The following is a 23,069-nucleotide window of genomic DNA, read 5'->3' as shown; positions in this document are numbered from 1 at the left end:
CAATAAACCTTGTCCATATTCATTCTTACTTGCGCGCTCGCTAACTGCATCTTAGCTTGCCGCTGGTTCGGGGCAATTGCATGCTGCATAAATTTAAGTCGATTGAGGAGATTGGCCGGTTCTCCAAGCTCACTCACAAGGCGGAGCCATTCACTAGGCTGTCGCTGATTTTTGGACGTAATGGGTATGGTAAGAGTACACTGTGCTCTATCTTGAGATCGGCCACCGACGGTCAAGCTAACCACATATCTATGAGACGGCGGCTCGGTGCCATCCGGGATTCAAGAGTGGAAACTTCATGGGCGTCAGGCACGACTTACGCTTATAGCGCGGGAAGGTGGAACGCGTGTCCCGGTAAGATCTACATATTTGACCAAGAGTACGTGTCAAAGAACCTGCACGTCGGCGATAGTGTGACGCGGGAGAACAAGCGAAGCCTTCTCCCCGTGGTCCTAGGTGATGACGGTGTGGCGCTTTCTGAGAAGGTGATCTCGCTAGACAAGGAGCAGCGAGCAGTCAGTGAGAAGCAGAAAGTGCAGGAACAGATTATTCTTGCCAGGTGTCGGTCGCTCGACGCGAGCAAAGTCTTGGCCTTCTGTAAGGCCATTATTCCCGAAAACTTAACGGACAAAATCAACGACTGGGAAAAGCGGGTTCAACTCGCCAAACAGGCAGCGGTCGTGAAGCAGAAGCCAAATCCGTCAACATTAGAATTAGAAGGTCTAGAAGTCGTGGTTGAGCTGCTGAGCGAGACCATCGACGGATTGGGCGAAAACACGGCCCAACGTGTCGCGCATCACTTGGCGATACACGATCTTGGTCTGCGCGCTCACAATTGGCTCGAATACGGGTCAGCCCACGCTCCACAGGACAGTTGCCCGTTTTGCGATCAGGACACACGGGGAAACGATCTAGTCGCAGCCTACAAGTCGTTTTTCAGCGACGAGTTTAAAAACTACAAGGCCCGGATTGATTCTCTCACTGGCGTTCTTGCGGGCCTTGGCAAGTTCGGTGCCCTCGTGCACGCGAATGATGTCGAGTTCGCCTACTGGGCAGATCTATGCAATCTCAGCGTTACCCCAACACTAGTCGCTGACGAAATTGAAATGGTCCGAGAGGGGCTGGATAAACTCAAGGCGCTGGCCGAGGCGAAACAACGCAACCCTCTGGAGATCGTCGAGATGGGGACAGACGGCCCCGCGATTCACAATGCGGTCGGCGTGCTTATCGCATACAACGAAAAGGTTGCCGCAGCGAATGCCGTGATTGATCAGGCCCGCGCGGACACGACGGCTATCGATATTGCTCAGACGGAAATTATGCTAGCCAAATGGCATGCATTGGCAGAAAGGGCTGTGGACCCCGTTAAAGCGGCCGTTGAAGAATATTTAAGTGCGGACGACACCCTCCGGACAATAAGAACGGACAAAGCGGCCGCGCAAAAAGCGCTGACTTCATACACGGCAGCGACGATGACTGCGCGACAAACCGCAGTGAACAGCCTTCTTTTCGATTTTGGCGCAAGCTTCCGGATCGTGGATGCCAAAACCAACTTTGTGGGTCGAGACCCAAACACCGAATTCGCCATCGAGATTGGTGCTAGAAAAGTTAAAGCTGGGGACAGATCAGACATCGAGCCAAGCTTCAAAACCGTGTTGAGTGCCGGCGATAAAACGACTTTGGCCTTGGCGTTTTTCATCGCGCAGGTCAACGCTGACCTCAAGCTGGCAGACGCAGTAGTGGTCTTCGATGATCCTTTCAACAGTCAAGACTTGGACCGCCAGTTCCAAACGACGAGTCACATTCGTTCGATCGGCGCGTCTGCGTGCCAGACGATCGTTATGTCGCATGATCCTCGATTCCTTAACTTGATCGAGAAGAACGCTGATCAATTGGCGGTTCGCACTTTCCAACTCCAATGCAGCGACTCAGGAGAAGGCAGTATTACCCAATGGCGGATCGCCGATGAACTGAAGTCGCTATACCTGCAGCAGTCCGAGATGATCAGAGAGTACGCATCCCACCAGAAGATTTTGAAAGGTCAGACCCTTAATAGTATTAAGCAGGCTATTCGTCCTTTTCTTGAGGATTACTTGCGCCTACGCTTCCCAGGCCGCTTTCCGGCAAGAGCTCAAATTTTCGAAATGGCGCAATCAATACAAAACGCCGGGCGGGACGATCCTCTAAGCCATTCCACTACCAACTTGTTCGCTCTGAATGAATATACGCGCTCGAACATGCATGGTGGCGGCGACGCTCCAGTACCCAACGAGCTGCGGACCCATTGCCAAAAAGTCGTGGCCATCGTCGGTAGCTACTAGTCAGGGGTTGCTAGGCCTTGGCTTCCACAACGTGCATTATGGAGCTCCCCCCAACCTGAAAGCGCAAAAATGACAAAAATAATTGCGCTGACCTGTCTGGCCATGCTGGCGTTTGCGGCCAATTCGGTTTTGACGCGGCAGGCGCTGGGCAGTGGGGCGATGGATGCGTTGGGGTTTGCCGGGGTGCGGCTGGTATCGGGGGCGATCATGTTGGCGCTTCTGGTTACGCTGCGGGCGCCGAAAAGCTGGCGGGCGGTGCCGCGACTGGGCAATTGGCAGCAGGCGGGGGCGCTATTGGGCTATGCGATTGCCTTTTCGCTGGCCTATGCGCTGCTCAGCACCGGCACGGGGGCGCTAATTCTGTTTGTCAGCGTGCAATTTGGCATGATTGCCCGCGCCATCGCGACGGGCGACCGGCCGGGCGGCATTGAATGGTTGGGGATTGCCATTGCCATTGGTGCCTTTGTCTATCTGGTATCGCCGGGGCTGTCGGCGCCCGATCCGCTGGGTAGTTTCTTGATGGTGATCGCGGGATTGAGCTGGGCTGCCTATTCGCTTTTGGGGCGGGGATCGGCGCGGCCCTTGGCCGATGCCGCCGGCAGCTTTGTGCGGCTGGTCCCGATTGCCCTGATCATGGCGATCTGGGGCATTGTCCAGCATCCGCCGACCAGCGCGGGCGTACTGTTGGCCATTGGTTCGGGCGCGATTGCCTCGGGGCTTGGCTACGCCATCTGGTATGCGGCGCTGCCATTTTTAAGCCGGACGCGGGCGGCGGTGGTGCAACTGAGCGTGCCAGCCATCGCGGCGCTGGGGGCGGCGCTATTGTTCGGGGAAGTGCTGAGCGCGCGGCTGATCGTGGCTTCGATCGTTATTTTAGGCGGCATTGCCATTGCCATTGTCGGGGCGGAGCGCCGCCGGGTGCCGCTTGTCTGAGCGCTTGCCCTTGGCGGCAGGCCCGATTACCACACGGGCATGAGCAACACCGTTCAGACACCGATGGAGCTGGCGCTGAGCCTGGCCGAGGAAGCCGCCGCCAATGGCGAAGCGCCGGTGGGCGCTGTCATCATGGAGGGGGAGCGGCTGTTGGCCAGTGCGCGCAACCAGATGCGGGCGCTCAACGATCCGACGGCCCACGCCGAAATGCTGGCCATCCGCCAGGCGCTGGCGACGCGCGGCACCGGGCGGCTGGACGGGTGCGATCTTTATGTAACGCTGGAACCCTGCGCCATGTGTGCGGGCGCCATTGCCCATACGCGGTTGCGGCGGCTCTATTTCGGGGCGGGCGACACCAAGGCGGGGGCGGTTGAAAATGGCGTGCGACTGTTTGACCAGCCCACCTGCCACCACGCGCCCGAAGTGCTGTCCGGCATTGGCGAGCAACGCGCAACGGCGCTGTTGCAGCAGTTTTTCAAGAGTTTGCGGCGCTGAGGCGGCGGTCTATTTGGAACCGGTGACCGGAATGCGCTCGGCGATGTAATCCTCGATCTTGCGATCCAGAATGCGCTTGAAGCGCTCCTTGTCGGCATCGCCCCGACTGATGATTTCGCGCGCCCGCCAATATTCCAGCGCCCCGAAATCGGCAACATGGGGGCGCACATAAACATCGGGCGGATAGGCGGCCATCATGTGGGCGGTCAGCGAATGCATCATGATCTGGGCCGAGCCGAACCAGATGTCGAGCGCCCGGTGATCGGTCTTGGTAATGCCTTCGGAAGGATCGCCATTGACGTCGATGCCGATCAAAAAGTCGGTGTCGATATCGGCCTGATCCAGCGGCAGCGGATTGACGACGCCCCCATCGACCAGCAGGTGATTGGCATAGCTGACCGGCTTGAACAGGGTCGGAATCGCAATCGAGCCAGCGATGGCCGAGCGCAACTGGCCATTGTTGAATACCACCTGATGCCAGGACTGGAAATCGGTGGCGACCACATAGAGCGGCACTTTGAGGTCTTTGAATTCCTCGGGAAAGCCCGGCGGAATGAACGCATCGACAATCGAGGTCGCGTCGAGCTGCATCGAAATGCCGTTCTTGAAAATGGCGCCCAGACCGCGCAACTGCACCGCCCACAATTTTCCGGCAATGGTGCGCATGGTGCCCAGAACTTCAAGGGTATGCTCGCGAATATCCTTGCCGCTGATACCGCTGGCCCAACCGGCCCCGATCAGCGCGCCAATCGAGGTGCCTGAGATGACCGCGGGCTTGATGCCCAAATCATCCATCGCCTCGATATAGGGAATGTGGGTCAGCCCACGCGCTGATCCGCCGCCAAATGCCACACCAATCCTTGGCCCCGACGTGCTCACCTTGCGTTCTGGCTCCTTACCCTTGTTGGCCAGCTTATGCGCGACGGCCATACCGCGCAATTGCAGCGGCGTCAAAGGGCGTTTGGCTGGTGCCTCGTCCACGCTGGGACGAAACAAGTTTAGGCTTGCAAGGTTTAGGAATGGTTCAAGTCCGTTGGTCTTCGGCTTCGCGGGCGATGGCGCGCCAGCCGATATCGCGTCGATAATATCCTTCGGACCAGTCAATTTTTTCCAGCGCCTCATATGCGCGGCGCTGTGCCTCCGAAACACTCGCCCCCAGCGCGGTCACGTTGAGTACGCGCCCGCCATTGGCAACTAAACGCTCGCCCTCGTAACGGGTTCCGGCGTGGAACAATTGAATCGTCTCGCTGTCGAGCTTTTCCGTTCCAGCGATTTCGCTGCCCTTGCCATAGCTGCCGGGATAGCCCTTTGTCGCCATGATGACGGTCAGCGCCACGTCATCGCGCCATTGCGCCGTGTGGCCCGCCAGTTTGCCGGTGGCGGTGGCCAGGAGCAGATCGAGCAGATCCGACTTGAGGCGCATCATCAGGACCTGCGTTTCGGGATCACCGAACCGGGCATTGTATTCAACCAGCTTCGGGCCGCTTTGCGTCAGCATGATCCCGGCATAAAGAACGCCCTGATAAGGCGTGCCGCGGGCCGCCAATCCCCGCACCGTGGGTTCGATGACCTCGGCCATGGTCTGGGTGATCAAGGCCTCGGTCATTATTGAAGCGGGCGAATAGGCGCCCATGCCACCAGTATTGGGCCCAGTGTCGCCGTCAAAGGCGCGCTTGTGATCCTGGGCGGTCGCCAGCAGCAACGTGTCCTTGCCATCGCACAGCACGAAAATGCTGGCTTCCTCGCCTTCCATGAACGCCTCTATGACCACTTCGGCCCCCGAAGCGCCAAAGGCACCGCCGAAACAGTCGATAATGGCCGCTTCTGCCTCCTCCATGGTCATGGCAACAGTGACGCCCTTGCCCGCTGCCAGCCCATCGGCTTTTATCACGATGGGGGCCCCCTGCTGGTAGAGATAGCCAAGCGCTGCCCCCTCATTGTCGAACCGGCCATAGGCGGCGGTGGGAATGTTCATTTCGTCGCATAGCGCCTTGGTAAAGCCCTTGGAGCCCTCAAGTTGCCCCGCAGCCTTGCTAGGGCAGAAACACGGAATACCGGTTGCGCGAACATCATCGCCCAGCCCGGCAACCACCTGTGCATCGGGGCCGACAACGACGAAATCAACCGCCATCAGTTTGCAAAAATCAGTGATAGCCTTGTGGTCAGTAATGTCGAGCGCGACGTTTTCGCCCAGATCCCGCGTGCCGCCATTGCCGGGGGCGATGAACAATTGGCTGAGGCGTTTCGATTGTGCGATTTTCCAGGCCAAAGCGTGCTCGCGACCACCCGATCCGATCAATAGTACGCGCATGCCCAGCCCTCGGTTATCTCGATGCGGCCCTCTAGCATGGGTGTTGTCATCTCGCCACCCTTGACGCCAATGGCCTGAGCGGGCACCAACAGTTTATGGAAGCACCCAAATCCAACGCCAGTGAATTCAGCGTCTCCGAGATCGCCCAAGCGGTCAAACGAACGGTTGAGGATTCATTTGGCTATGTGCGGGTGCGCGGTGAGATTTCCGGCTTTCGCGGCCAGCATTCCTCGGGCCATGCCTATTTTACCCTCAAGGATCAGGCTGCCGCCATCGACGCGGTGGTCTGGAAGGGCAACTACGCCAAACTGAGCTTCAAGCCCGAAGAGGGGCTCGAAGTCATTGCCACCGGGCGGCTGACCACATTTCCGCGCTCGTCCAAATACCAGATCGTCATCGACAACATAGAGCCCGCCGGGGCCGGTGCGCTCATGGCGCTGCTTGAAGAGCGGCGCAAGAAGCTTCTGGCCGAAGGGCTGTTTGCCCGCGAGCGCAAGAAGACATTGCCCTATCTGCCGCGCGTTATCGGGGTGATCACCTCGCCGACCGGCGCGGTCATTCGCGATATTCTGCATCGGCTCGACGACCGGTTCCCCACCCATGTGCTGGTGTGGCCGGTGCGAGTGCAGGGGGATACCTGCGCCCCCGAAGTGGTCAACGCCATTGCCGGGTTCAACGCCATGAGCGCCGATGGGGCGATCCCAAGGCCTGATCTCTTGATTGTGGCGCGGGGCGGCGGCTCGATTGAAGACCTCTGGGGTTTTAACGAGGAAAGCGTGGTGCGCGCGGTTGCCGACAGCACAATCCCGATTATTTCAGCGGTCGGGCACGAAACCGACACCACCCTGATCGATTATGCCTCGGATATGCGCGCGCCCACCCCGACCGCGGCAGCCGAAGCGGCGGTGCCGGTGCGGGCCGAACTGATCGGCTATGTCGAAGATCTGGGCCAGCGCCAGCGCAACGCCACGCGGCGACAGGCGACCAGCGCGCGGGATCGGCTGCGCGCGGCAACGGCTGGCCTGCCTCGGGCCAGCGATCTGGTGGCAACCCAGCGCCAACGGCTCGATCACGCCGCCTCAAATCTCTTGGGTGGGTTGCGTCACGCCAGTCAGGCAAAAGCCATCCAGTTCGAGCGGCTCAAACCACGCCACAACCCATCGCTGCTGACCCGACGGACGGGCGAACTGTCCGAACGGCTGGTCAATGTCAGTCGACGCGGCGAGGCTGGTCTGCGCAAATCGGTTGATCGCACCCGGTTGCTGTTTGATCCGGTGGCGCAAAAACTGCTGCCCGCCAAAAGGACTCTGTTGGAGCGCAAGGCCGCGCAATTGGCGAGGGTGGCCGGAAAACTGTCTCCCAGTGGCCTGCGCAATGAACTGCGCCAGGCACAAAACCATTTGCGCCCGCTGGCGGCGCGGCTGTCGCCTGCAATTGTGCGCCAATTGCGTGAACGCAGCCAGCGACTGGGGGCAATCGAAAAATTGCTGACCTCGCTAAGCTATACAAACGTTCTGGCGCGCGGCTATGCGCTGGTGCGCGATGCGCAGGGCAATCTGGTCGGCTCTAAACAAGCACTTGATCCGGGTGACGCGCTAAATGTCACATTCAACGATGGCGATATTGGCGTCACGGTATCGGGTGCCCCGGTGAAGAGCAAAAAGAAAGTGCGTTCTGAGCCGGAAGGTGGCGAACAGAAAAGCCTCTTTTGAAGGCCCGCCATAGCCGGTAAGATGCCCAAGGGGGCGACCAAGGATCGAGCGATGAACATATTTGAAAAGGGCTTTGCCCCGACCCAGGCAACGGTCCGCTACCTCGATGCCGACTATGTGGTGCTCAAGCCCGGCTCATTCGTGCGCTGTGCCATTACCGACAAGCCCATTCCACTCGATGAACTGTTCTATTGGAGCGTTGATCGTCAGGAAGCCTATATTGATGCGGCGGCGGCGGCGGAAGCCTTTGAGCGGTTTGGACGCGGCCAGAACTGACCATGACCGACAAAGCTGATCAGCGCTGTTTTCTCGTCATTTCCAATGGGCATGGCGAGGACTGGATTGCGGCGGCACTGATCAAGGCCCTGCCGGACAATATCAGGGCCGAAGCCTATCCGATGATCGGGGCGGGCAACGCCTATGCTCATGTCTGTCCGATTGTCGGGCCGCGTGCGGCGCTTGCCTCTGAAGGCTGGCGCAATGTCAAAGGCTCGCTGCGCAAGGATATTGCCACCGGCGGGCTTTCCGTCATTCCACCGGCCCTGCGCTTTCTGCGGCAAATCCGGGGACGCTATGACCGCGTCATTGTGGTGGGTGACATGGTCGGGGTGCTTGGTTGCGTGTTAACCGGCGTCGGCGATCTGACCTATCTGGATGTCTATAAGACCGGCGCGGCGCGGCTCTATTCGCCACTCGAAGCCATGGCCATCCGGCGCAGTTGTAAAGCGGTGTTTTGCCGTGCTGCCAATCTGGCGGCGATCCTCAAAGACAAGGGCGTCGACGCACGCTGCGTCGGCAATATCATGATGGATACGGTCCCCAGCGGCGATTATGACGCGGGCGCGCGCCGGTCGCGGCCACATGCGGTGACCCTGCTGCCGGGCAGTCGGGCCCTGACCGCCGAAAGTTTTGCCGTGCAGATCAATGCGTTGCGCACGCTATCTGCAAACGAACGTCCTGATATTTTTCTGGCTCTGGCCGGCAGCGTCAAAGTGGATGATCTGGCACGATCCGCCAAATTGCAGCGTACGCCAATGCTGACCGGGGAGGCGAGCGATGTCGGTGAATTGTCAGATGGCGATTTGACCGTGCATATGGCGCGCGGCGGCGCGATGGGTAACCTGCTGGCGACCTCCGACATTGTCCTGTCGCAAGCGGGAACGGCAACTGTCCAGGCATTGGGGTTGGGTAAACCCGCTATAACTTTCGTCAACGCGCGCGACCGCCGTTCGCGCTTTCGCGATGAGCAGGAATTATTCGGGTCGGCCCGGATTGTGACCGAGGCTGACCCAGCCAGCGTCGGGCAGGCATTGGGGGGCCTATTACGCAATAGCCAGGAACGCGCCCGCCTCGGCGACATTGGCCGCCAGCGCATCGGCGGACCGGGCGCCATGGCGGCAATTATCGAGGAGCTCAGCGGCAGCTAGCCTCGTATTAGGTCAGGGCTTGTGGGTTTCGGGTTCCAGCAGACGGTGCAGATGGACAATGAAATAGCGCGTGTGCGCATTGTCGACCGTCGACTGGGCTTTTTGCTTCCAGACATCATAGGCCGCCGCATAATTGGGATAGAGCCCGACGATATCGACTTCATCAAGGTTGGCAAAAGTGTTCTCGGACAGGTTCGACAACTCGCCGCCAACGACAAGATGCAATAGCTGCTTTTCGGGTTCAGTGCTCATGGCGGGACCTCACGACTGGGAAGCATTGGAAATGGCAGTTTCGGCCGGGCACCCATAGACCTTGATCAGTGCCGCATGCACCACCGGTTTTAAGCTGGGGTCGGCCAGGGCCGCAAGCGCCCCGTGACGCACATCTCGTTTGTTGAATTGGGGGTAGCCAGTGCAAACATCAGCAAAATCTTGCCCGGATTCGGTCAGAATCAGCGCCGCTGCAGCAATATCCCAGTCCTGCGCACCGCGCCGGGCCACGGCGCCATCGAGTTTGCCGGTGGCAACCTGCACCAGCCGATAGGCCAGCGACGGATAGGCCGGTCCACGAGCATAATCGAGCCCCGCCGCCTGCATTTCCTGGTGCACGGCGCCTGGGGCCGGGATCAGCGGGCTGGTGCCCGGCCGTCGGCTTCGCTTGATCGGGCTGCCATTAAGCCGCGCCCCGCCACCCAGACAGGCATCATACATTTCGTCGCGTATGGGGGCGTAAACCACGCCGGCGACGGGACGACCATCTTCAACAACCGCCAAAGAGACGGTCCAACTATCCTCGCCCTTGATGAAACCGCGCGTCCCATCGATCGGATCGACAACGAAAACCCGTTTCTTGCCCAACCGTTCGGCATTGTCGGCAGTCTCTTCGCTTAACCATCCATAGTCGGGCCGGGCCGCCAAAAGGGAGGCAAAAAGAAACTTGTCGACCACGATATCGGCTTCGCTGACCGGGGAGGCGTTTTCTTTTGTCCACGTCTTGAGGCTGCGGCGGAAATAGCCCGATGCAATAATGCCAGCCGCCACAGCTGAAGAGCGCAGCAACTCAAGGTCGGTTTCGAAGCTGGTCGGCGTATTGGGCGCCATGGGTATCCGCAAATCTCAGTTGCGGGCTTGTAGGCCTGAAGCGCCGATTGGACAAGGGTTTCAAGCACTTGGTTCACTGACAATTTTGGCATCTTGCCCGGCGCGAACCGCGTGGTTAACGCCAAGCGATCTCAATGGGTTAACTGTCCCCTATAGCTGGTTAGAACCCGTAAACCCTGCTGCAAAACAACCTAAACTTAACCGAACTTCTTAAGCTGGCTGGCAAGGGAGTGAGTTAGATTGGGGTCACAAAAGAGAGCAGCAAACAAAAAGCTCTCGGGGTTAACAGGAAGGCAGATCAACATGAGCCACGGTGTGAAAATTGACGGGTCGGCGGTGCTTCTGCCCTTTGCAACGCCAGCATTGGCATCCAAGCGGTTTGTAGCGGCCAACGACAACGGGCCAAAAGAGCCGGTCAAGACCGTTACCGTTCGCAAACAGCTCGAAAAGAGCGGCGTTGCAATCAAGATCAAGGTGCCCGTCGATGAATATATCGGTGTGGCCGTCGCCACCAGCATTTCGGACGAGGGTGTTCTGTCCTCCTCGATCGAACTGATCCATGGCGACAATGAGCTCAATTATCGCGTGTTTGAAGAGCAGGGCAATCATTCGGTCGTGGCCGAATGGCAGAACTGGGGCCGCAAACTGCGCCTGCCACTGTTCATCAAGGCCGGCGATGGCAATTACATGCCTTATAGTCAGCAGGTAGACGGGGTCATGCTGGGGCAGGAAAATGGTCGCCGCAAGCTGGCTGCCGAGGCCGGTCGTCGTCCGCGCTTCCTCAATCGTCGCAAGCCCGGACCGGCACAGGCCAATTAGCAACAACCCCGGTGCAACTAAATCTGTTAACGCCCGTTAATACTCAAACAAACCGCTCTTATCGGCTGCATCCGTAGCGAGCGGGAAGAACAATGCCTCCAAAGCAGAATTGACCGGTCGGTGGTGCGACCGGTCTTTTTGCTTTTACCAGACCCATTCCACCAGAAACGCCAGCGTCAGGGCGATGCCGACCATATGGTTGAACTGAAACCGCGTCAGCGTATTGTCAGGATTTTTGGCATCAAGGCTGTAAACCTGCCACCCTAGCGTTGCCGCCACCACCAGACTGGCGAGGGAAAAGAGAACGTCCGCGCCACTCAGCATCGCTGCCGCCAGCCATAATATCCAGGCGCCGACATAAAACCCGCCAACGACCTCGCGGGCTTTGGGGCCGAAAAGGCGGGCCGTGGATTTGACCCCGATCAGCGCGTCATCCTCAATATCCTGCAGCGCATAAATCGTGTCGTAGCCGATGGTCCACAAGATGCAGCCAAAATAGAGCAGCAGCACCGAAACATTCAGCCCTCCGGTTTGCGAACTCCACGCCATCAGTGCGCCCCAGGAAAACGCCAGACCCAAAAACAGTTGCGGCCACCAGGTTACCCGTTTCATAAACGGGTAGATCGCCACCAAAACCAGTGAGGCAAAACCCAGGAAAATGGTGAAGGCGTTGAACTGGAGCAGGATGATGAAGCCCAGAAGCGATTGTGCGACCATGAAGCCGATGGCCCGTTTGGCGGTGACCTGACCCGAGGGAATCGGGCGTAGCCGCGTGCGGGCAACCTTGTCGTCGATATTGCGGTCAACGATATCGTTGAACGTGCAACCGGCGCCCCGCATCAGGACCGCGCCACAGAACATCAGAATCGCCGCGATCCAGTCAAAGCCGCGCAACGGGTCGGCAATTGCGGCCAATCCCAGCCCAAAGGCGCAGGGCCAGAACAGCAACTGAAATCCGATCGGGCGGTCCCAGCGCGCCAGCCGCGCATAGGGTTTGAGCCAATCGGGGGCAAATTTATCGACCCAATTGTCGGTTGGGGCATCGGCAACGCTGCCGTGCGGCGGTTCACTGGTTTGCATGGGCCATCCTGTCACGCTATTGAACGGATTGCTAAACCCACAGGCTGACAAGTCAATGCCCCGCACCCATGCTTCCCTGCCGCGCCTTCATGTCGATCAGGATCTGGCGCGCGATGGCGCTGTGGCGCTCAACAAGGAGCAGTCGCTCTATCTCGCAGCCGTTTTGCGCAAAAAGACCGGCGATCAGGTGGTGCTGTTCAATGGCCGCGATGGCGCCTGGTTGGCCCAATTGACCAGCGACGCGAAAAAATCCGTGGTGCTGGGCCTATTGGAACAGGTGGCGCCACAAACCTCGCCCTCCGACCTCTGGTATGGCTTTGCCCCGCTCAAGACCGAGCGGCTCGATTACGTGATCCAGAAAGCAACCGAAATGGGGGCAGGGACCATCCAGCCGGTGCTGACCCAGTTTACCCAGATATCCAGACTCAAGCACGAACGATTGGTCGCCAACGCCATAGAAGCGGCAGAACAATGCGAAGTGTTGAGCGTTCCACGGGTCAAGCGCGAGATTGGCCTATCCCAATTGCTGGCCAATTGGCAGACTGAGCAAGGCGACCGAAGGCTGATCCTGGCCGATGAAACTGCCGCGTCAGCGACCCCGGTGGACGATATCGCGGCGTTGCGGGGACATCCTGTCGGATTATTAATCGGACCCGAGGGCGGATTTTCGGATGATGAGTTGACAAGCCTGCGCGCACAACCCTTTGTAACAGCAATAAGTTTTGGCCCACGCATCTTGCGGGCCGACACAGCTGCGGTGGCCGGATTGGCACTCATTCAAGCAATCATCGGCGATTGGCGATAAAAGGCGATTGCTTTCGGCTTCCACCTCGCTATGTTCCCGCCAACATTGATGCACAATTATTGAACGAGGACGGCATGGCCGGCGCCGACATTTTTTCGCCCCCCATTGAAACGCGGGCCGACCTGATCGACGCCATGGCCCGTGGCGCCAAGCCACGTGCCGACTGGCGCATTGGTACCGAACACGAAAAGCACGTGTTCCATACCGACCCGCTGCGCCCGGTGACTTATGCTGGCCCACAAGGCATCAAGGCGTTGCTCGAAGGCATCGAAAAGGAAACCGGTTGGGTGCCGTTTTACGACGGCGACAATATAATCGGTTTGCGCAATCACGAGGTTGCAGGCGGCATTTCGCTTGAGCCGGGCGGTCAGTTCGAACTGTCGGGAGCCCAGCAAGAGGATTTGCACGGCACCGCCGATGAAGTGGCCGAACATATGCGTGTCGCCAAAAAGGTCGCAGCGCCACTCGATATTCATTTTCTGGGGCTCGGGGTAACGCCTTTCTGGTCGGTTGCCGAAATCCCCGCCATGCCCAAATCGCGCTATGGCATCATGAAGCCCTATATGGAAAAAGTCGGCACGCTCGGCACATCAATGATGTTCCGCTCCTGCACTGTCCAGACCAATCTCGATTTTGCCTCCGAAGCCGACATGGTCAAGAAGCTGCGCGTTTCGGTTGCGCTGCAGCCGATTGCCACAGCGCTTTTTGCTAATTCGCCCTTTGTTGACGGCAAGGAAAGCGGTTATCTATCCTATCGCTCCCACATCTGGCTCAATACCGACAATCAGCGCACTGGCATGCTGCCGTTCGCCTTCGATGAGGGTTTTGGCTTTGAGCAATATGCCGACTATGCGCTTGATGTGCCGATGTATTTTGTCATTCGCGACGGACAATATGTCAATGTCGCAGGCGAAAGCTTCCGCGAGTTTCTCGCCGGGCGCCTTCCGCAGTTGCCGGGCGAAAAACCCACGATCAAGGACTGGGAAGACCATTTGTCGACGATTTTCCCCGAAGTGCGCCTCAAGCAATTTCTGGAAATGCGCGGCGCTGACATGGGCGACGAAAAATCAGTCACCGCTCTGTCTGCCTTCTGGGTTGGTCTGCTCTACGACGATATTGCGCTTGAAGCAGCGTGGGAACTGGTAAAGGACTGGTCGCTCGACGATCACGACATGTTCCGTCGCGAAGTGCCGCGTCAGGGCCTGATGACCCCCTACGACCGAACCAATGTCTATGATATCGCCGCCCAGGCTGTCGGCATCGCCGAGGCGGGCCTGGTGCGTCGCGGTGTGCTCAATGCCAAGGGGCAGGATGAGACCGTTCATCTGGCATCACTCGAGGAAACGATTTCGCAGGCCAAGTCACCGGCCAAACGCTGGCTCGATCTCTACCACACCAAATGGGGCGGCGACCTGACAAAAATCTATCAGGCCGCCGAGCTTTAGACCTATGATTCGTGCGACAGGCCGGTGACGATGTAGAGGCCTATTGGTCGCAGAACCAAGACGGTTTGGCGGATCTGATGCTCTTGCCAGTGAGTTTGCGCATCTGCTCATTGAAGGTCTTCTTGAACGAGGGCTTCAAGGCGTAAGCGAGAAGACGCCGCCGAAGCCAAAGACTAACCTGAAAATGACGAAGGCCCAGAGAAGCGGAAGCCGCCAAGGCGGCTTAGCTTCGTTGCCTACTGATCATTGCCCCATCCACCCTGCGCCTTCATTCCGGTTGCCCGAAATATTGAACCGTCCGCTATGCTCTTCGAACCCGCATTTTTGACATTTCCAGTATGTGAGACCACTGCCATGATCAGTGTGAAGAATCGACTTTTGTCCGTCATTGTAGCAGGTTGCACAGAGCTTATGGTCGGGTTCTCCATTGTCCATGTCTGGCTTCAATCCGTACATGAACACCCCCGGGTCTTGGCGCTCCAATTTGTAGCGTAGTTTCTCTGTTTCCCAGTTTTCCAGCTTGGAAAGCTTTGTCTTGAGATTGCCTACTTCCTCAACGAGCGCAAATTGCGCTGCTTGGGCTTCGAGAATTTGTTTTTGGAGCATGAAGGCAACTTGATCACGGAGGGTCGCGTCGTGGATGTCCTTGAGGCCAGACGCAGTATCCAAGAGTGACTTGAATATAGTCATGCCTGTCATCAATTCACCAGCCATTGTTAGCTCCGAAATTGGAAAGCTAAGACGTTCTATTGGGTATTGCGAGTCGATTTCTTTGAAGCTTTGCCGCCCTTTGCTTATCCGTTAAGGGCATCACCAATCCGTACGCCGGCAACGGACTGCTTGATGACCAACCTATTCGGCCGCTTCGGCAGTGGGACTGGCGTTGTCGAGATTGCCCATCGACTGGACGATGTGGTTGGCCAGCGCGTCATAAATGCCGCCATAGGCGTGGCTGCCGCGCATCAGGGCGATTTGCGCGTCGGCCAGACGCGGCAGGCCGAAATCGTCGGCAATCACCTTCATGCCTGGCTGAATGGCGCTTTCAGGCAGAAAGCCCACCGCAAGATCGGACAAAACGGCACTCGAAATGGCGGTGGCGTTGGATGAGGTATAGGCAATTCGATAATCCTTGCCGACGCGATTGAGCGCTTCGACCGCATCATGGCGCCAGATGCAGCAGCTTGGACCGCTCGCCAGCGGCAAAGGATCGGCGGCTATCGCCTGCCCACCGTGCGAGGCCACCCAGAACATGCGTTCGGTGCGGAACAACTCGCCGAAATTCTGCTCGGTGCCCTGCGTGAAAACGATCAGATCGTGCCGCCCTGACCGCATGCCGGCCAGCAGTTGTTCCGAGGCAACGCAGGAAACATCCACGGCGATGCGCGGGTGGGTGCGCTGGAAGCTCGACAATATCACCGGCAACAGCCGCACGGCATAATCGTCAGGTACGCCGAACCGGATACTGCCGGCCAGATCGCCCTCGGAAAAGTGGTCGACAATTTCGGCATTGATCCGCAGCATACGGCGCGCCTTGGCGTAAAGAACGTCGCCATGCTGTGTGAGACTGACGCTGCGCCCCTCGCGCGACAACAGCGGATGGCCGACACGCTCTTCAAGTCGTTTGATCTGCATCGACACAGCCGATTGGGTCTTGTTCACCCGACGGGCCGCCTCGGTGAAACTGCCACAATCGGCAATGGCGCAAAAGCTTTGCAACTGGTCAAGATCCAAGGGCGCGGCCATCTCTGCCTCCATCACAAAAATTGATACATAAGATAAAATCTATTTGTTCGACTAATGGATGTCCAGAGGCGTAAATTCGATTTCAGCGGCGACCACAACTGGCGCCACTACCTGCCGGCCTCCCTCCGGCACCAACAAAATTGGAGATGAAATCATGACTATCTCGCTTTCGGGCGAGCGGTCCGTTGCGGTCGCACACTCGTCCGGTTTTGCCGCATCTGTTCGCCGCCATTTCGCCCAGATACGCGCTGACAAGGCGCGCATGAAAGCGCTCAAAACGTTGCTTGAATATGACGAATTCCGGCTCGACGATCTGGGCATTTGCCGCCAGGACGTTCTTGATGCGCTCGCCCACCGCGCTCCAGCGGGCCAGTTTCTGGCCTTCAGGCGCTCAGCGCGAGCAGCACGCTAGACTTGACGGTCGACTCAAAAACTCCCGTTTGCCCCCGCCCCTCGCGGGTTACCAGTTGGCATGAACTGTAACGAGCTTGTGCCATCCCGGTCAGCACCGTGCTGACCAGTTTCCTGATGACTGGACCGGTCCGCGTTCATTTGAACCAGCGCCGGTCCTTTTTTCAGGAAAAGGCGACGCCGATTTCATTGCCGCGCTTCCATGCGATTTCGCAGTCAAAGCGCTGGCTGTCGCTCATGATCAGCCGAAACCGGTCAGGAATGCCGATAGGGCTGGTTACCTTAAGCAGGCAACCGGTTTGCGACAGGTTGCGCACGGTACAGTCCAGCGTCGACTTGTTGTCGTTGAAAACGATCTTGCCGCCCTTAAGTGTGCGGTGGCGCTCGGTATTGCGGTTGTTTTCCGTCATCGCATCGTCTCTTTATGGAAGTTCCTTGAAACCATCACTAAAGCCCTTGAGCGACACGGGAATGCCGATGCCTTCCTCCGGGGTCTTGAACACGACAAAGATAGCATTCGTTCCCTTGGATAAAGTGTCGATCATGGCGTCGTCGAGCAAAACCTCGGCAACGCATCCGTTGGGCAGGCAGCGCACAAAGGCGACGCGGCCCATGTCCTTGCCGTCAATATTGAGGCCCAATCCATTGGGCAACAGCACACCAAGCGGCGCCAGCACCCGCAAGAGCCGGGCTTTTTTGTCAGCGGTCTTCAGCACAATGACCGAAAGTCCGACATTTGGCTGATCTTCGGCGGTCACATTCTGGATGATGGCGCATTGTTCAAAGCTGGCGCCGGGCGGGGTATCGCAACTCATCTGCCAGTCGCCATACTGGGCCTTGACCAGTCCTTGCCCCTGAGATGCTCCCACAAGGGCGACCATCAGCCCCACAACCAACCCAGCACGTGCTAAAAACTGCTTCACTTGCCCACCACTCCTGACGAATCGTTTGTCCGTTCGCTAAGCGAACTGTTCCGACAGCTATTGCCCGGTGTCAACTTTTTGCCCCGGAATTGGGCCGTTTATGCCCTGCCAACTGTGGCCAGTGTGGGGCGCTTTGATGTTCATGGCGATGCAATTTGACGCATGAGGAGAGGTGCTTGTCGGAATGGACTTGGTTTGCCGGATGTGATTTAGGTCAAACCAGAGTTTTGTGCTTCGGGATTGAGTCGGGGCGGCGCATGATGCGCCGTGCCGTTTTACCTATCGCGCAGCATTTCGCAGATCGCAGTTTACTAGGGGGTTATAGGGTGACCGGACAGTTTTTGAAGCGTTTGGGAGCTGCTACGGCCGCCGCGCTGGCGTTATCGCCGGTCATGGCGCAGGCAGAAGAATGGGTTGCCGGGCATCCCGTCGACGGCCAATGGCATTTTCAGCGCTCGGTGACCCCCATCATGGATGCGATTACCAGCTTCCACGACGGCGTGCTGATGTGGACAATCTCGCTGATCGTTCTGTTGGTGCTGGTGCTGCTGATCACTGTTGCGGTGCGGTTCAACGCCAAGGCGAACCCCGTACCCTCCAAGACCACCCACAATACTGCGCTTGAGATTGCCTGGACCGTTCTGCCGGTGCTGGTGCTATTCGTAATTGCTGTTCCATCCTTTGGCGTCCTGACCGATCAGCTGACCATTCCAGACGGCGTTCGCAAATATCTGGGCGGCGACATTCTATTCGGTCAGGTTGAAGTGCCTGCCGCTGCGTTGACCATCAAGGCAACCGGCCAGCAGTGGTACTGGAACTATGACTATGTTGATGATGATATCTCGTTTGACAGCAACATCATGGGCGATGCCGAACGTAAGGAAAAAAGCCAGGCCAGCCGCGGCTTCTGGCCGTTGACAATGAGTTGGTCGTGCCAGTTGATACAACCGTGCGGATGCAGATCACGTCTGACCCCAGCGGCGTGATTCATGCCTTCGCTGTACCCTCATTCGGCATCAAGATTGACGCGGTTCCGGGGCGCTTGAATGAAACCTGGTTCAATTCGCGCGAAACCGGCATATTTTACGGTCAGTGCTCCGAACTCTGCGGCAAGGATCACGCCTTCATGCCAATAGCGGTGCGGGTGGTGACCAAGGACGAATATAAAACCTGGATGGCGGCGTATAAGGCGGGCGACTATGACAGCGCCACTGCTACGCTTGCCGCGGTTCAGTAGAAAAGAGTAGGGGATAGCAGCAATGGCAAATGCCGAGGCAACAAATCTGGAAGCTCATGCCACCGGGCATGACGGTGCCAGTCATGATCATGGCCATCCAACTGGATGGCGCCGCTACGTCTATTCGACCAATCACAAAGACATCGGCGTGATGTATCTGGTGTTCGCGATTTTCGCGGGCGTCGTTGGTGGATTGCTCTCTGGCGCCATGCGCATGGAGTTGCAGGAGCCCGGCATTCAGATTTTCCACGGTCTTGCGGCCATGGCATATGGCGTTGAGGGCGATGCAGCAATTGATGCGGGCAAGCACATGTACAATGTGTTCACCACCGCTCACGCGCTGATCATGATTTTCTTTATGGTCATGCCCGCCACCATGGGCGGTTTTGCCAATTATTTTGCGCCCTTGATGATCGGCGCGCCCGATACAGCATTCCCGCGCATCAACAACATCGCCTTCTGGCTGTTGCCGCCGGCCTTTATCCTGCTGGTCATTTCCATGTTCGTGGAGGGCCCCTCAGGTCATATGGGCGTGGGCGGTGGGTGGACCATGTATCCACCCTATTCAACTACTGGCCAGCCTGGTCCGGCCGTTGACTTCGCCATTCTGGCCCTGCACGTGGCCGGTGTCAGTTCGATCATGGGGTCGATCAATCTGATCACCACCATTTTCAACATGCGCGCCCCGGGCATGACGTTGCACAAAATGCCGCTGTTCGCATGGTCCGTGCTGGTCACAGCATTCCTGTTGCTACTGTCATTGCCGGTTCTGGCGGGTGGCATCACCATGTTGCTGACCGATCGTAATTTCGGCACCTCATTCTTCAAGCCGGCCGAAGGCGGCGATCCGGTGCTGTTCCAGCATCTGTTCTGGTTCTTTGGCCACCCTGAAGTGTACATTATGATCCTGCCAGGCTTCGGCATGGTCAGTCATATCATTTCGACCTTTTCGAAAAAGCCGATCTTTGGCTATCTCGCCATGGCCTATGCCATGGTCGCCATTGGCGTCGTGGGGTTTGTCGTGTGGGCGCACCACATGTACACAACCGGCCTCAGCCTTGACGTGCAGCGCTATTTCGTTGCCGCGACGATGGTTATTGCCGTGCCGACCGGGGTCAAGATATTCTCGTGGATTGCCACGATGTGGGGTGGCTCGATCAGCTTCCGCACACCGATCCTCTGGGCCATTGGTTTCATCTTCCTGTTCACCATCGGCGGTGTGACCGGGGTCGTGTTGGCAAATGCCGGCGTTGATCGCTCGTTCCATGACACCTATTACGTTGTAGCTCATTTCCACTACGTTCTGTCGCTGGGTGCTGTGTTCTCGATCTTTGCTGGCTGGTACTACTGGTCACCAAAAATGTTCGGCGTCATGTACAACGAAAAACTGGCAAACGCGCACTTCTGGATCATGTTCGTGGGTGTGAACCTTGTGTTCTTTCCTCAGCATTTCCTCGGCCTTGCCGGTATGCCGCGCCGCTATATCGACTATCCAGATGCTTTTGCATTCTGGAACCGGGTGTCGTCGGTCGGCTATTACATCACCTTCATTTCGATGCTGGTTTTCTTTGCGGTCCTGATCGAAGCGAAGATCCGCAACCGTCGCGCCGGTGATAATCCATGGGGCGAAGGGGCAACGACACTGGAATGGACCCTGAGCTCACCGCCACCGTTCCACCAGTTCTCGACCTTGCCTGAATTCGACGATACCAAGGCCCATTAAGGCCAAGACCAAATAGGGAAGCCGCGTTTGCGCGGCCTCCTGGCAACAATGAAAGAGTCCCGAGTGGCCTATATCGACAACAGTGACAACCCAATCGGCACGACCGCCGAGGCTCGCGTGGAGGACTATGTCGCTCTGCTCAAGCCGCGCGTCATGTCGCTGGTGGTGTTCACGGCCTTTGTCGGTCTGGTTGTCGCGCCGGGTGTCATTCATCCCGTTATAGCGGTCATTTCGATCCTGTGCATCGCCATCGGGGCAGGGGCATCGGGTGCCCTGAACATGTGGTACGATAGCGATATCGACGCCATCATGAGCCGAACAAAAAACCGCCCCATCCCCGCTGGCAGGATCAGCCGCGGTGAAGTGCTGGTATTTGGCGTCGTGCTGTCGGCATTTTCGGTCGGCTTGCTGGGTCTGGCCGCCAATTGGGTGGCTGCAGGCCTTCTGGCCTTCACCATTTTCTTTTACGCCGTTATCTATACGATGTGGTTGAAGCGCTCGACCGCGCAAAACATCGTCATCGGTGGTGCTGCGGGTGCCTTTCCGCCGATTGTGGGCTGGGCAGCCGTCACGGGTACTGTGCCGCCCGAAAGTCTGGCGCTTTTTTTGATAACCTTTTTGTGGACCCCACCCCACTTCTGGGCGCTGGCACTCTATAAGCAAAGTGACTATGGCGCAGCCGGCATTCCGATGATGCCTAATGTTGCAGGCGAAAAGTCCACAAAACTGCAAATCCTTGTCTACTCGGCGCTTCTGGCCGTCGCCGCCCTGGTTCCATCCATCCTGGGTTTTTCAGGCTGGCTTTATACCGCCATTGCGGTCGTGACTGGGGCGTTGTTCCTCTATTTTGCCGTAAAGCTGTATCGCACCACTGAGAGCGTTGAGATGCGGAAGGCAGCGCGTGGTCTGTTCACTTTTTCGCTCAGCTATTTGTTCGTGGTATATCTCGGACTACTTGCCGACAATCTGTTGATGCGATTTGGAGGCTTTGTATCATGAGTGCACCTGACGAACTGCGTTCGGTCCCCACCGAAAGTCCTGAGGTTGCTGCAGCGCGTGCGCGGACGCGACGCCGCCGCTCGATTGCATTGGCGTTGGTCCTGGCGGCACTGGTAATTATTTTTTATGCGCTGACCATCGTCAAAATGGGGCCAGCCGTTTTCGATCGGACGATATAGCCGTGGCATTGAGTGGCCTGATTTCACGCGACCGCAACAGCTGGATCGCATATGCGTTGACCGGTACGGTCCTGGGGATGATCGGCGTCGCCTATGCAGCCGTGCCGCTTTATCAGATTTTTTGCTCGGCAACTGGCTACGGCGGCACCACGCGCGAAGCGACCGACAATCCCAAGGGCGCAATTGCGCGCGAGATGACTGTGCGGTTCGACTCTAATGTCGATAATGGCTTGCCGTGGAAAGTTGTGCCCGCGCGCCCGATAACCGACAAGGTGGGGGCCGTCGACACAATCAATTTTGTTGCGACCAACCTGAGCGACAAGGTGGTCACCGGCCACGCGATCTATAATGTTTCGCCTGAAATCGCCGGATCTTATTTCAACAAGATCCAGTGCTTCTGCTTTACCGAGCAGACCCTGCAGCCGGGTGAAACCGTCCAGATGCCGGTAGTGTTCTTTGTCGATCCGGATCTTGATAAAAATCAGGATTTGGACACGATCAAGGACATTACCCTGTCCTATACTTTCTACGCTTCAGATAACGAGGGAAGCTGACCATGGCCGCGATAGCCAAGAATCACGACTATCATTTAGTACAACCCAGCCCCTGGCCATTTGTCGGTTCCGTTTCGGTACTCATCATGGCGATCGGCGGCGTTGCCTGGATGCACCACTGGACGCCATGGGTTTTCTTCATTGGCCTGGCCGGCGTGCTCTATACATTTTATGCGTGGTGGTCAGACGTCGTCAAAGAATCCAACAACGGTCTTGATCACACCCCGGTCGTGCAGATGCACCACCGTTATGGGATGATCCTGTTCATTTCCTCCGAGGTCATGTTCTTCCTGGCATGGTTCTGGGCCTATTTCGACGGCTTCTTCCGCCTCGATGATGTTGAGCAATATGCTCGCGTCGCAGCCACTGGTGGCACGTGGCCGCCAATGGGCGTCGAGTTGTTTGACCCGTTCCACCTGCCCCTGTTCAATACGCTGATCCTGCTGACTTCGGGCACAACCGTTACCTGGGCCCACCATGCGTTGCTCGAAGGTGATCGCCGTGGCCTCAAATGGGGTCTGGCGCTAACTATTGCGCTGGGTGTGCTGTTCAGCTTTGTTCAGTTCGCCGAATATTCCGAAGCCGGGTTCTCGTTCTCGGGTGACATGTATGGCGCCACTTTCTTCATGGCTACCGGCTTCCATGGCGCCCATGTGATCATCGGTACGATCTTTTTGGCCGTGTGCCTCATCCGCGCCATCAAGGGCCAGTTCACCCCGGAAAAACATCTCGGCTTTGAATTTGCTGCCTGGTACTGGCACTTTGTTGACGTGGTCTGGCTGTTCCTGTTTGCCTCGATCTATGTTTGGGGCAGCTGGGGCGTTCCGCTTAGCCACGGCTGATCTGAGGTT

The 23,069-nt window shown here is 57.7% G+C and carries 24 protein-coding genes and 1 pseudogene; 16 read left to right on the top strand and 9 right to left on the bottom strand.

Annotated elements, in window-relative coordinates; translation table 11 throughout:
• The first annotated feature begins 80 nt into the window (after positions 1-80).
• The 3 genes from PSQ90_RS03700 (at position 81) to PSQ90_RS03690 (ending at position 3,749) form a co-directional block, all read left to right on the top strand.
• On the top strand, positions 81-2,321 hold the full coding sequence (locus PSQ90_RS03700) for an AAA family ATPase (protein ID WP_282212092.1): 2,241 nt from the start codon (positions 81-83) through the stop codon (positions 2,319-2,321).
• A gap of 69 nt (positions 2,322-2,390) precedes the next feature.
• Positions 2,391-3,254, top strand: a complete 864-nt coding sequence (locus tag PSQ90_RS03695) for a DMT family transporter (RefSeq protein ID WP_282212091.1) — start codon at positions 2,391-2,393, stop codon at positions 3,252-3,254.
• Positions 3,255-3,293: 39 nt separating this feature from the next.
• Positions 3,294-3,749: a nucleoside deaminase gene (locus tag PSQ90_RS03690; protein ID WP_282212090.1), complete on the top strand. Its 456-nt coding sequence runs from the start codon at positions 3,294-3,296 to the stop codon at positions 3,747-3,749.
• Between the two features lie 9 nt (positions 3,750-3,758).
• Here PSQ90_RS03690 and PSQ90_RS03685 read toward each other — a convergent pair whose 3' ends face one another.
• Together PSQ90_RS03685 and purD are read right to left on the bottom strand one after the other, a co-directional pair.
• On the bottom strand, positions 3,759-4,745 hold the full coding sequence (locus PSQ90_RS03685) for a patatin-like phospholipase family protein (protein WP_282212089.1): 987 nt from the start codon (positions 4,743-4,745) through the stop codon (positions 3,759-3,761).
• A 28-nt stretch (positions 4,746-4,773) separates the two neighbouring features.
• Positions 4,774-6,060, bottom strand: a complete 1,287-nt coding sequence (gene purD / locus PSQ90_RS03680) for a phosphoribosylamine--glycine ligase (RefSeq protein ID WP_282212088.1) — start codon at positions 6,058-6,060, stop codon at positions 4,774-4,776.
• A 95-nt stretch (positions 6,061-6,155) separates the two neighbouring features.
• On the opposite strand from purD, the gene xseA reads away from it, so the two are divergent.
• Genes xseA through PSQ90_RS03665 form a run of 3 tightly spaced genes read left to right on the top strand, consistent with a single transcriptional unit; the run spans position 6,156 to position 9,199 of the window.
• Entirely contained in the window at positions 6,156-7,772 is a 1,617-nt protein-coding gene (gene xseA, locus PSQ90_RS03675; protein ID WP_282212087.1) for an exodeoxyribonuclease VII large subunit, read from the top strand.
• A gap of 51 nt (positions 7,773-7,823) precedes the next feature.
• Positions 7,824-8,048, top strand: a complete 225-nt coding sequence (locus PSQ90_RS03670; protein WP_282212086.1) for a DUF2093 domain-containing protein — start codon at positions 7,824-7,826, stop codon at positions 8,046-8,048.
• A 2-nt stretch (positions 8,049-8,050) separates the two neighbouring features.
• Positions 8,051-9,199: a glycosyltransferase family protein gene (locus PSQ90_RS03665; protein ID WP_282212085.1), complete on the top strand. Its 1,149-nt coding sequence runs from the start codon at positions 8,051-8,053 to the stop codon at positions 9,197-9,199.
• A gap of 12 nt (positions 9,200-9,211) precedes the next feature.
• On the opposite strand, the gene PSQ90_RS03660 is transcribed toward PSQ90_RS03665, so the two are convergent.
• A complete protein-coding gene (locus PSQ90_RS03660) occupies positions 9,212-9,451 on the bottom strand; it encodes a DUF4170 domain-containing protein (RefSeq protein WP_282212084.1) in 240 nt (79 codons plus the stop codon).
• 9 nt (positions 9,452-9,460) lie between these two features.
• On the bottom strand, positions 9,461-10,300 hold the full coding sequence (locus PSQ90_RS03655; protein ID WP_282212083.1) for a 3'(2'),5'-bisphosphate nucleotidase CysQ: 840 nt from the start codon (positions 10,298-10,300) through the stop codon (positions 9,461-9,463).
• 303 nt (positions 10,301-10,603) lie between these two features.
• On the opposite strand from PSQ90_RS03655, the gene PSQ90_RS03650 reads away from it, so the two are divergent.
• Positions 10,604-11,119 (top strand): DUF6101 family protein, encoded by a 516-nt coding sequence (locus tag PSQ90_RS03650; RefSeq protein WP_282212082.1) that lies wholly within the window; start codon positions 10,604-10,606, stop codon positions 11,117-11,119.
• Between the two features lie 144 nt (positions 11,120-11,263).
• Here PSQ90_RS03650 and ubiA read toward each other — a convergent pair whose 3' ends face one another.
• Positions 11,264-12,199 carry a 4-hydroxybenzoate octaprenyltransferase gene (ubiA, locus tag PSQ90_RS03645; protein WP_282212081.1) on the bottom strand — a complete coding sequence of 312 codons (936 nt, stop codon included), beginning with the start codon at positions 12,197-12,199 and terminating at the stop codon, positions 11,264-11,266.
• A gap of 55 nt (positions 12,200-12,254) precedes the next feature.
• Between ubiA and PSQ90_RS03640 the strand changes: the two genes are divergently transcribed.
• Positions 12,255-13,004 carry a 16S rRNA (uracil(1498)-N(3))-methyltransferase gene (locus PSQ90_RS03640; RefSeq protein WP_282212080.1) on the top strand — a complete coding sequence of 250 codons (750 nt, stop codon included), beginning with the start codon at positions 12,255-12,257 and terminating at the stop codon, positions 13,002-13,004.
• A gap of 74 nt (positions 13,005-13,078) precedes the next feature.
• Complete coding sequence (locus tag PSQ90_RS03635) at positions 13,079-14,449, top strand: glutamate--cysteine ligase (RefSeq protein WP_282212079.1); 1,371 nt, start codon at positions 13,079-13,081, stop codon at positions 14,447-14,449.
• Positions 14,450-14,692: 243 nt separating this feature from the next.
• Here PSQ90_RS03635 and PSQ90_RS03630 read toward each other — a convergent pair whose 3' ends face one another.
• Both PSQ90_RS03630 and PSQ90_RS03625 read right to left on the bottom strand, forming a co-directional pair.
• Positions 14,693-15,163, bottom strand: a complete 471-nt coding sequence (locus tag PSQ90_RS03630; RefSeq protein ID WP_282212078.1) for a hypothetical protein — start codon at positions 15,161-15,163, stop codon at positions 14,693-14,695.
• A 138-nt stretch (positions 15,164-15,301) separates the two neighbouring features.
• Positions 15,302-16,192, bottom strand: a complete 891-nt coding sequence (locus tag PSQ90_RS03625; protein WP_282212077.1) for a LysR family transcriptional regulator — start codon at positions 16,190-16,192, stop codon at positions 15,302-15,304.
• Positions 16,193-16,346: 154 nt separating this feature from the next.
• On the opposite strand from PSQ90_RS03625, the gene PSQ90_RS03620 reads away from it, so the two are divergent.
• Positions 16,347-16,604: a hypothetical protein gene (locus tag PSQ90_RS03620; RefSeq protein ID WP_282212076.1), complete on the top strand. Its 258-nt coding sequence runs from the start codon at positions 16,347-16,349 to the stop codon at positions 16,602-16,604.
• Between the two features lie 163 nt (positions 16,605-16,767).
• Here the strand turns inward: PSQ90_RS03620 and PSQ90_RS03615 are convergent, their stop codons facing one another.
• Together PSQ90_RS03615 and PSQ90_RS03610 are read right to left on the bottom strand one after the other, a co-directional pair.
• Entirely contained in the window at positions 16,768-17,013 is a 246-nt protein-coding gene (locus tag PSQ90_RS03615) for a PilZ domain-containing protein (protein ID WP_282212075.1), read from the bottom strand.
• 12 nt (positions 17,014-17,025) lie between these two features.
• Positions 17,026-17,484 carry an invasion associated locus B family protein gene (locus PSQ90_RS03610; protein WP_282212977.1) on the bottom strand — a complete coding sequence of 153 codons (459 nt, stop codon included), beginning with the start codon at positions 17,482-17,484 and terminating at the stop codon, positions 17,026-17,028.
• 434 nt (positions 17,485-17,918) lie between these two features.
• Between PSQ90_RS03610 and coxB the strand changes: the two are divergent.
• From coxB to PSQ90_RS03580, 6 genes and pseudogenes are all read left to right on the top strand, one after another.
• A pseudogene (gene coxB / locus PSQ90_RS03605) lies at positions 17,919-18,763 on the top strand (cytochrome c oxidase subunit II).
• A 22-nt stretch (positions 18,764-18,785) separates the two neighbouring features.
• Complete coding sequence (ctaD, locus tag PSQ90_RS03600) at positions 18,786-20,486, top strand: cytochrome c oxidase subunit I (protein ID WP_282212074.1); 1,701 nt, start codon at positions 18,786-18,788, stop codon at positions 20,484-20,486.
• 63 nt (positions 20,487-20,549) lie between these two features.
• A complete protein-coding gene (locus PSQ90_RS03595; protein ID WP_282212073.1) occupies positions 20,550-21,485 on the top strand; it encodes a heme o synthase in 936 nt (311 codons plus the stop codon).
• Positions 21,482-21,664, top strand: coding sequence for a hypothetical protein (locus PSQ90_RS03590; RefSeq protein WP_282212072.1), 183 nt, complete (start codon positions 21,482-21,484; stop codon positions 21,662-21,664). The genes PSQ90_RS03595 and PSQ90_RS03590 overlap by 4 nt, the downstream gene beginning before the upstream one ends.
• 2 nt (positions 21,665-21,666) lie before the next feature.
• Positions 21,667-22,218 (top strand): cytochrome c oxidase assembly protein, encoded by a 552-nt coding sequence (locus PSQ90_RS03585; protein ID WP_282212071.1) that lies wholly within the window; start codon positions 21,667-21,669, stop codon positions 22,216-22,218.
• A gap of 2 nt (positions 22,219-22,220) precedes the next feature.
• A complete protein-coding gene (locus PSQ90_RS03580; RefSeq protein ID WP_282212070.1) occupies positions 22,221-23,060 on the top strand; it encodes a cytochrome c oxidase subunit 3 in 840 nt (279 codons plus the stop codon).
• The last annotated feature ends 9 nt before the right edge of the window (positions 23,061-23,069 follow it).

Origin of the sequence: Devosia rhodophyticola, from assembly GCF_028816475.1 — a bacterium.
GTDB classification, from domain to species: Bacteria; Pseudomonadota; Alphaproteobacteria; order Rhizobiales; family Devosiaceae; genus Devosia; species Devosia rhodophyticola.
The sequence above is the reverse complement of the archived record's forward strand: the minus strand, read 5'-3'. Positions and strand labels throughout refer to the sequence as shown.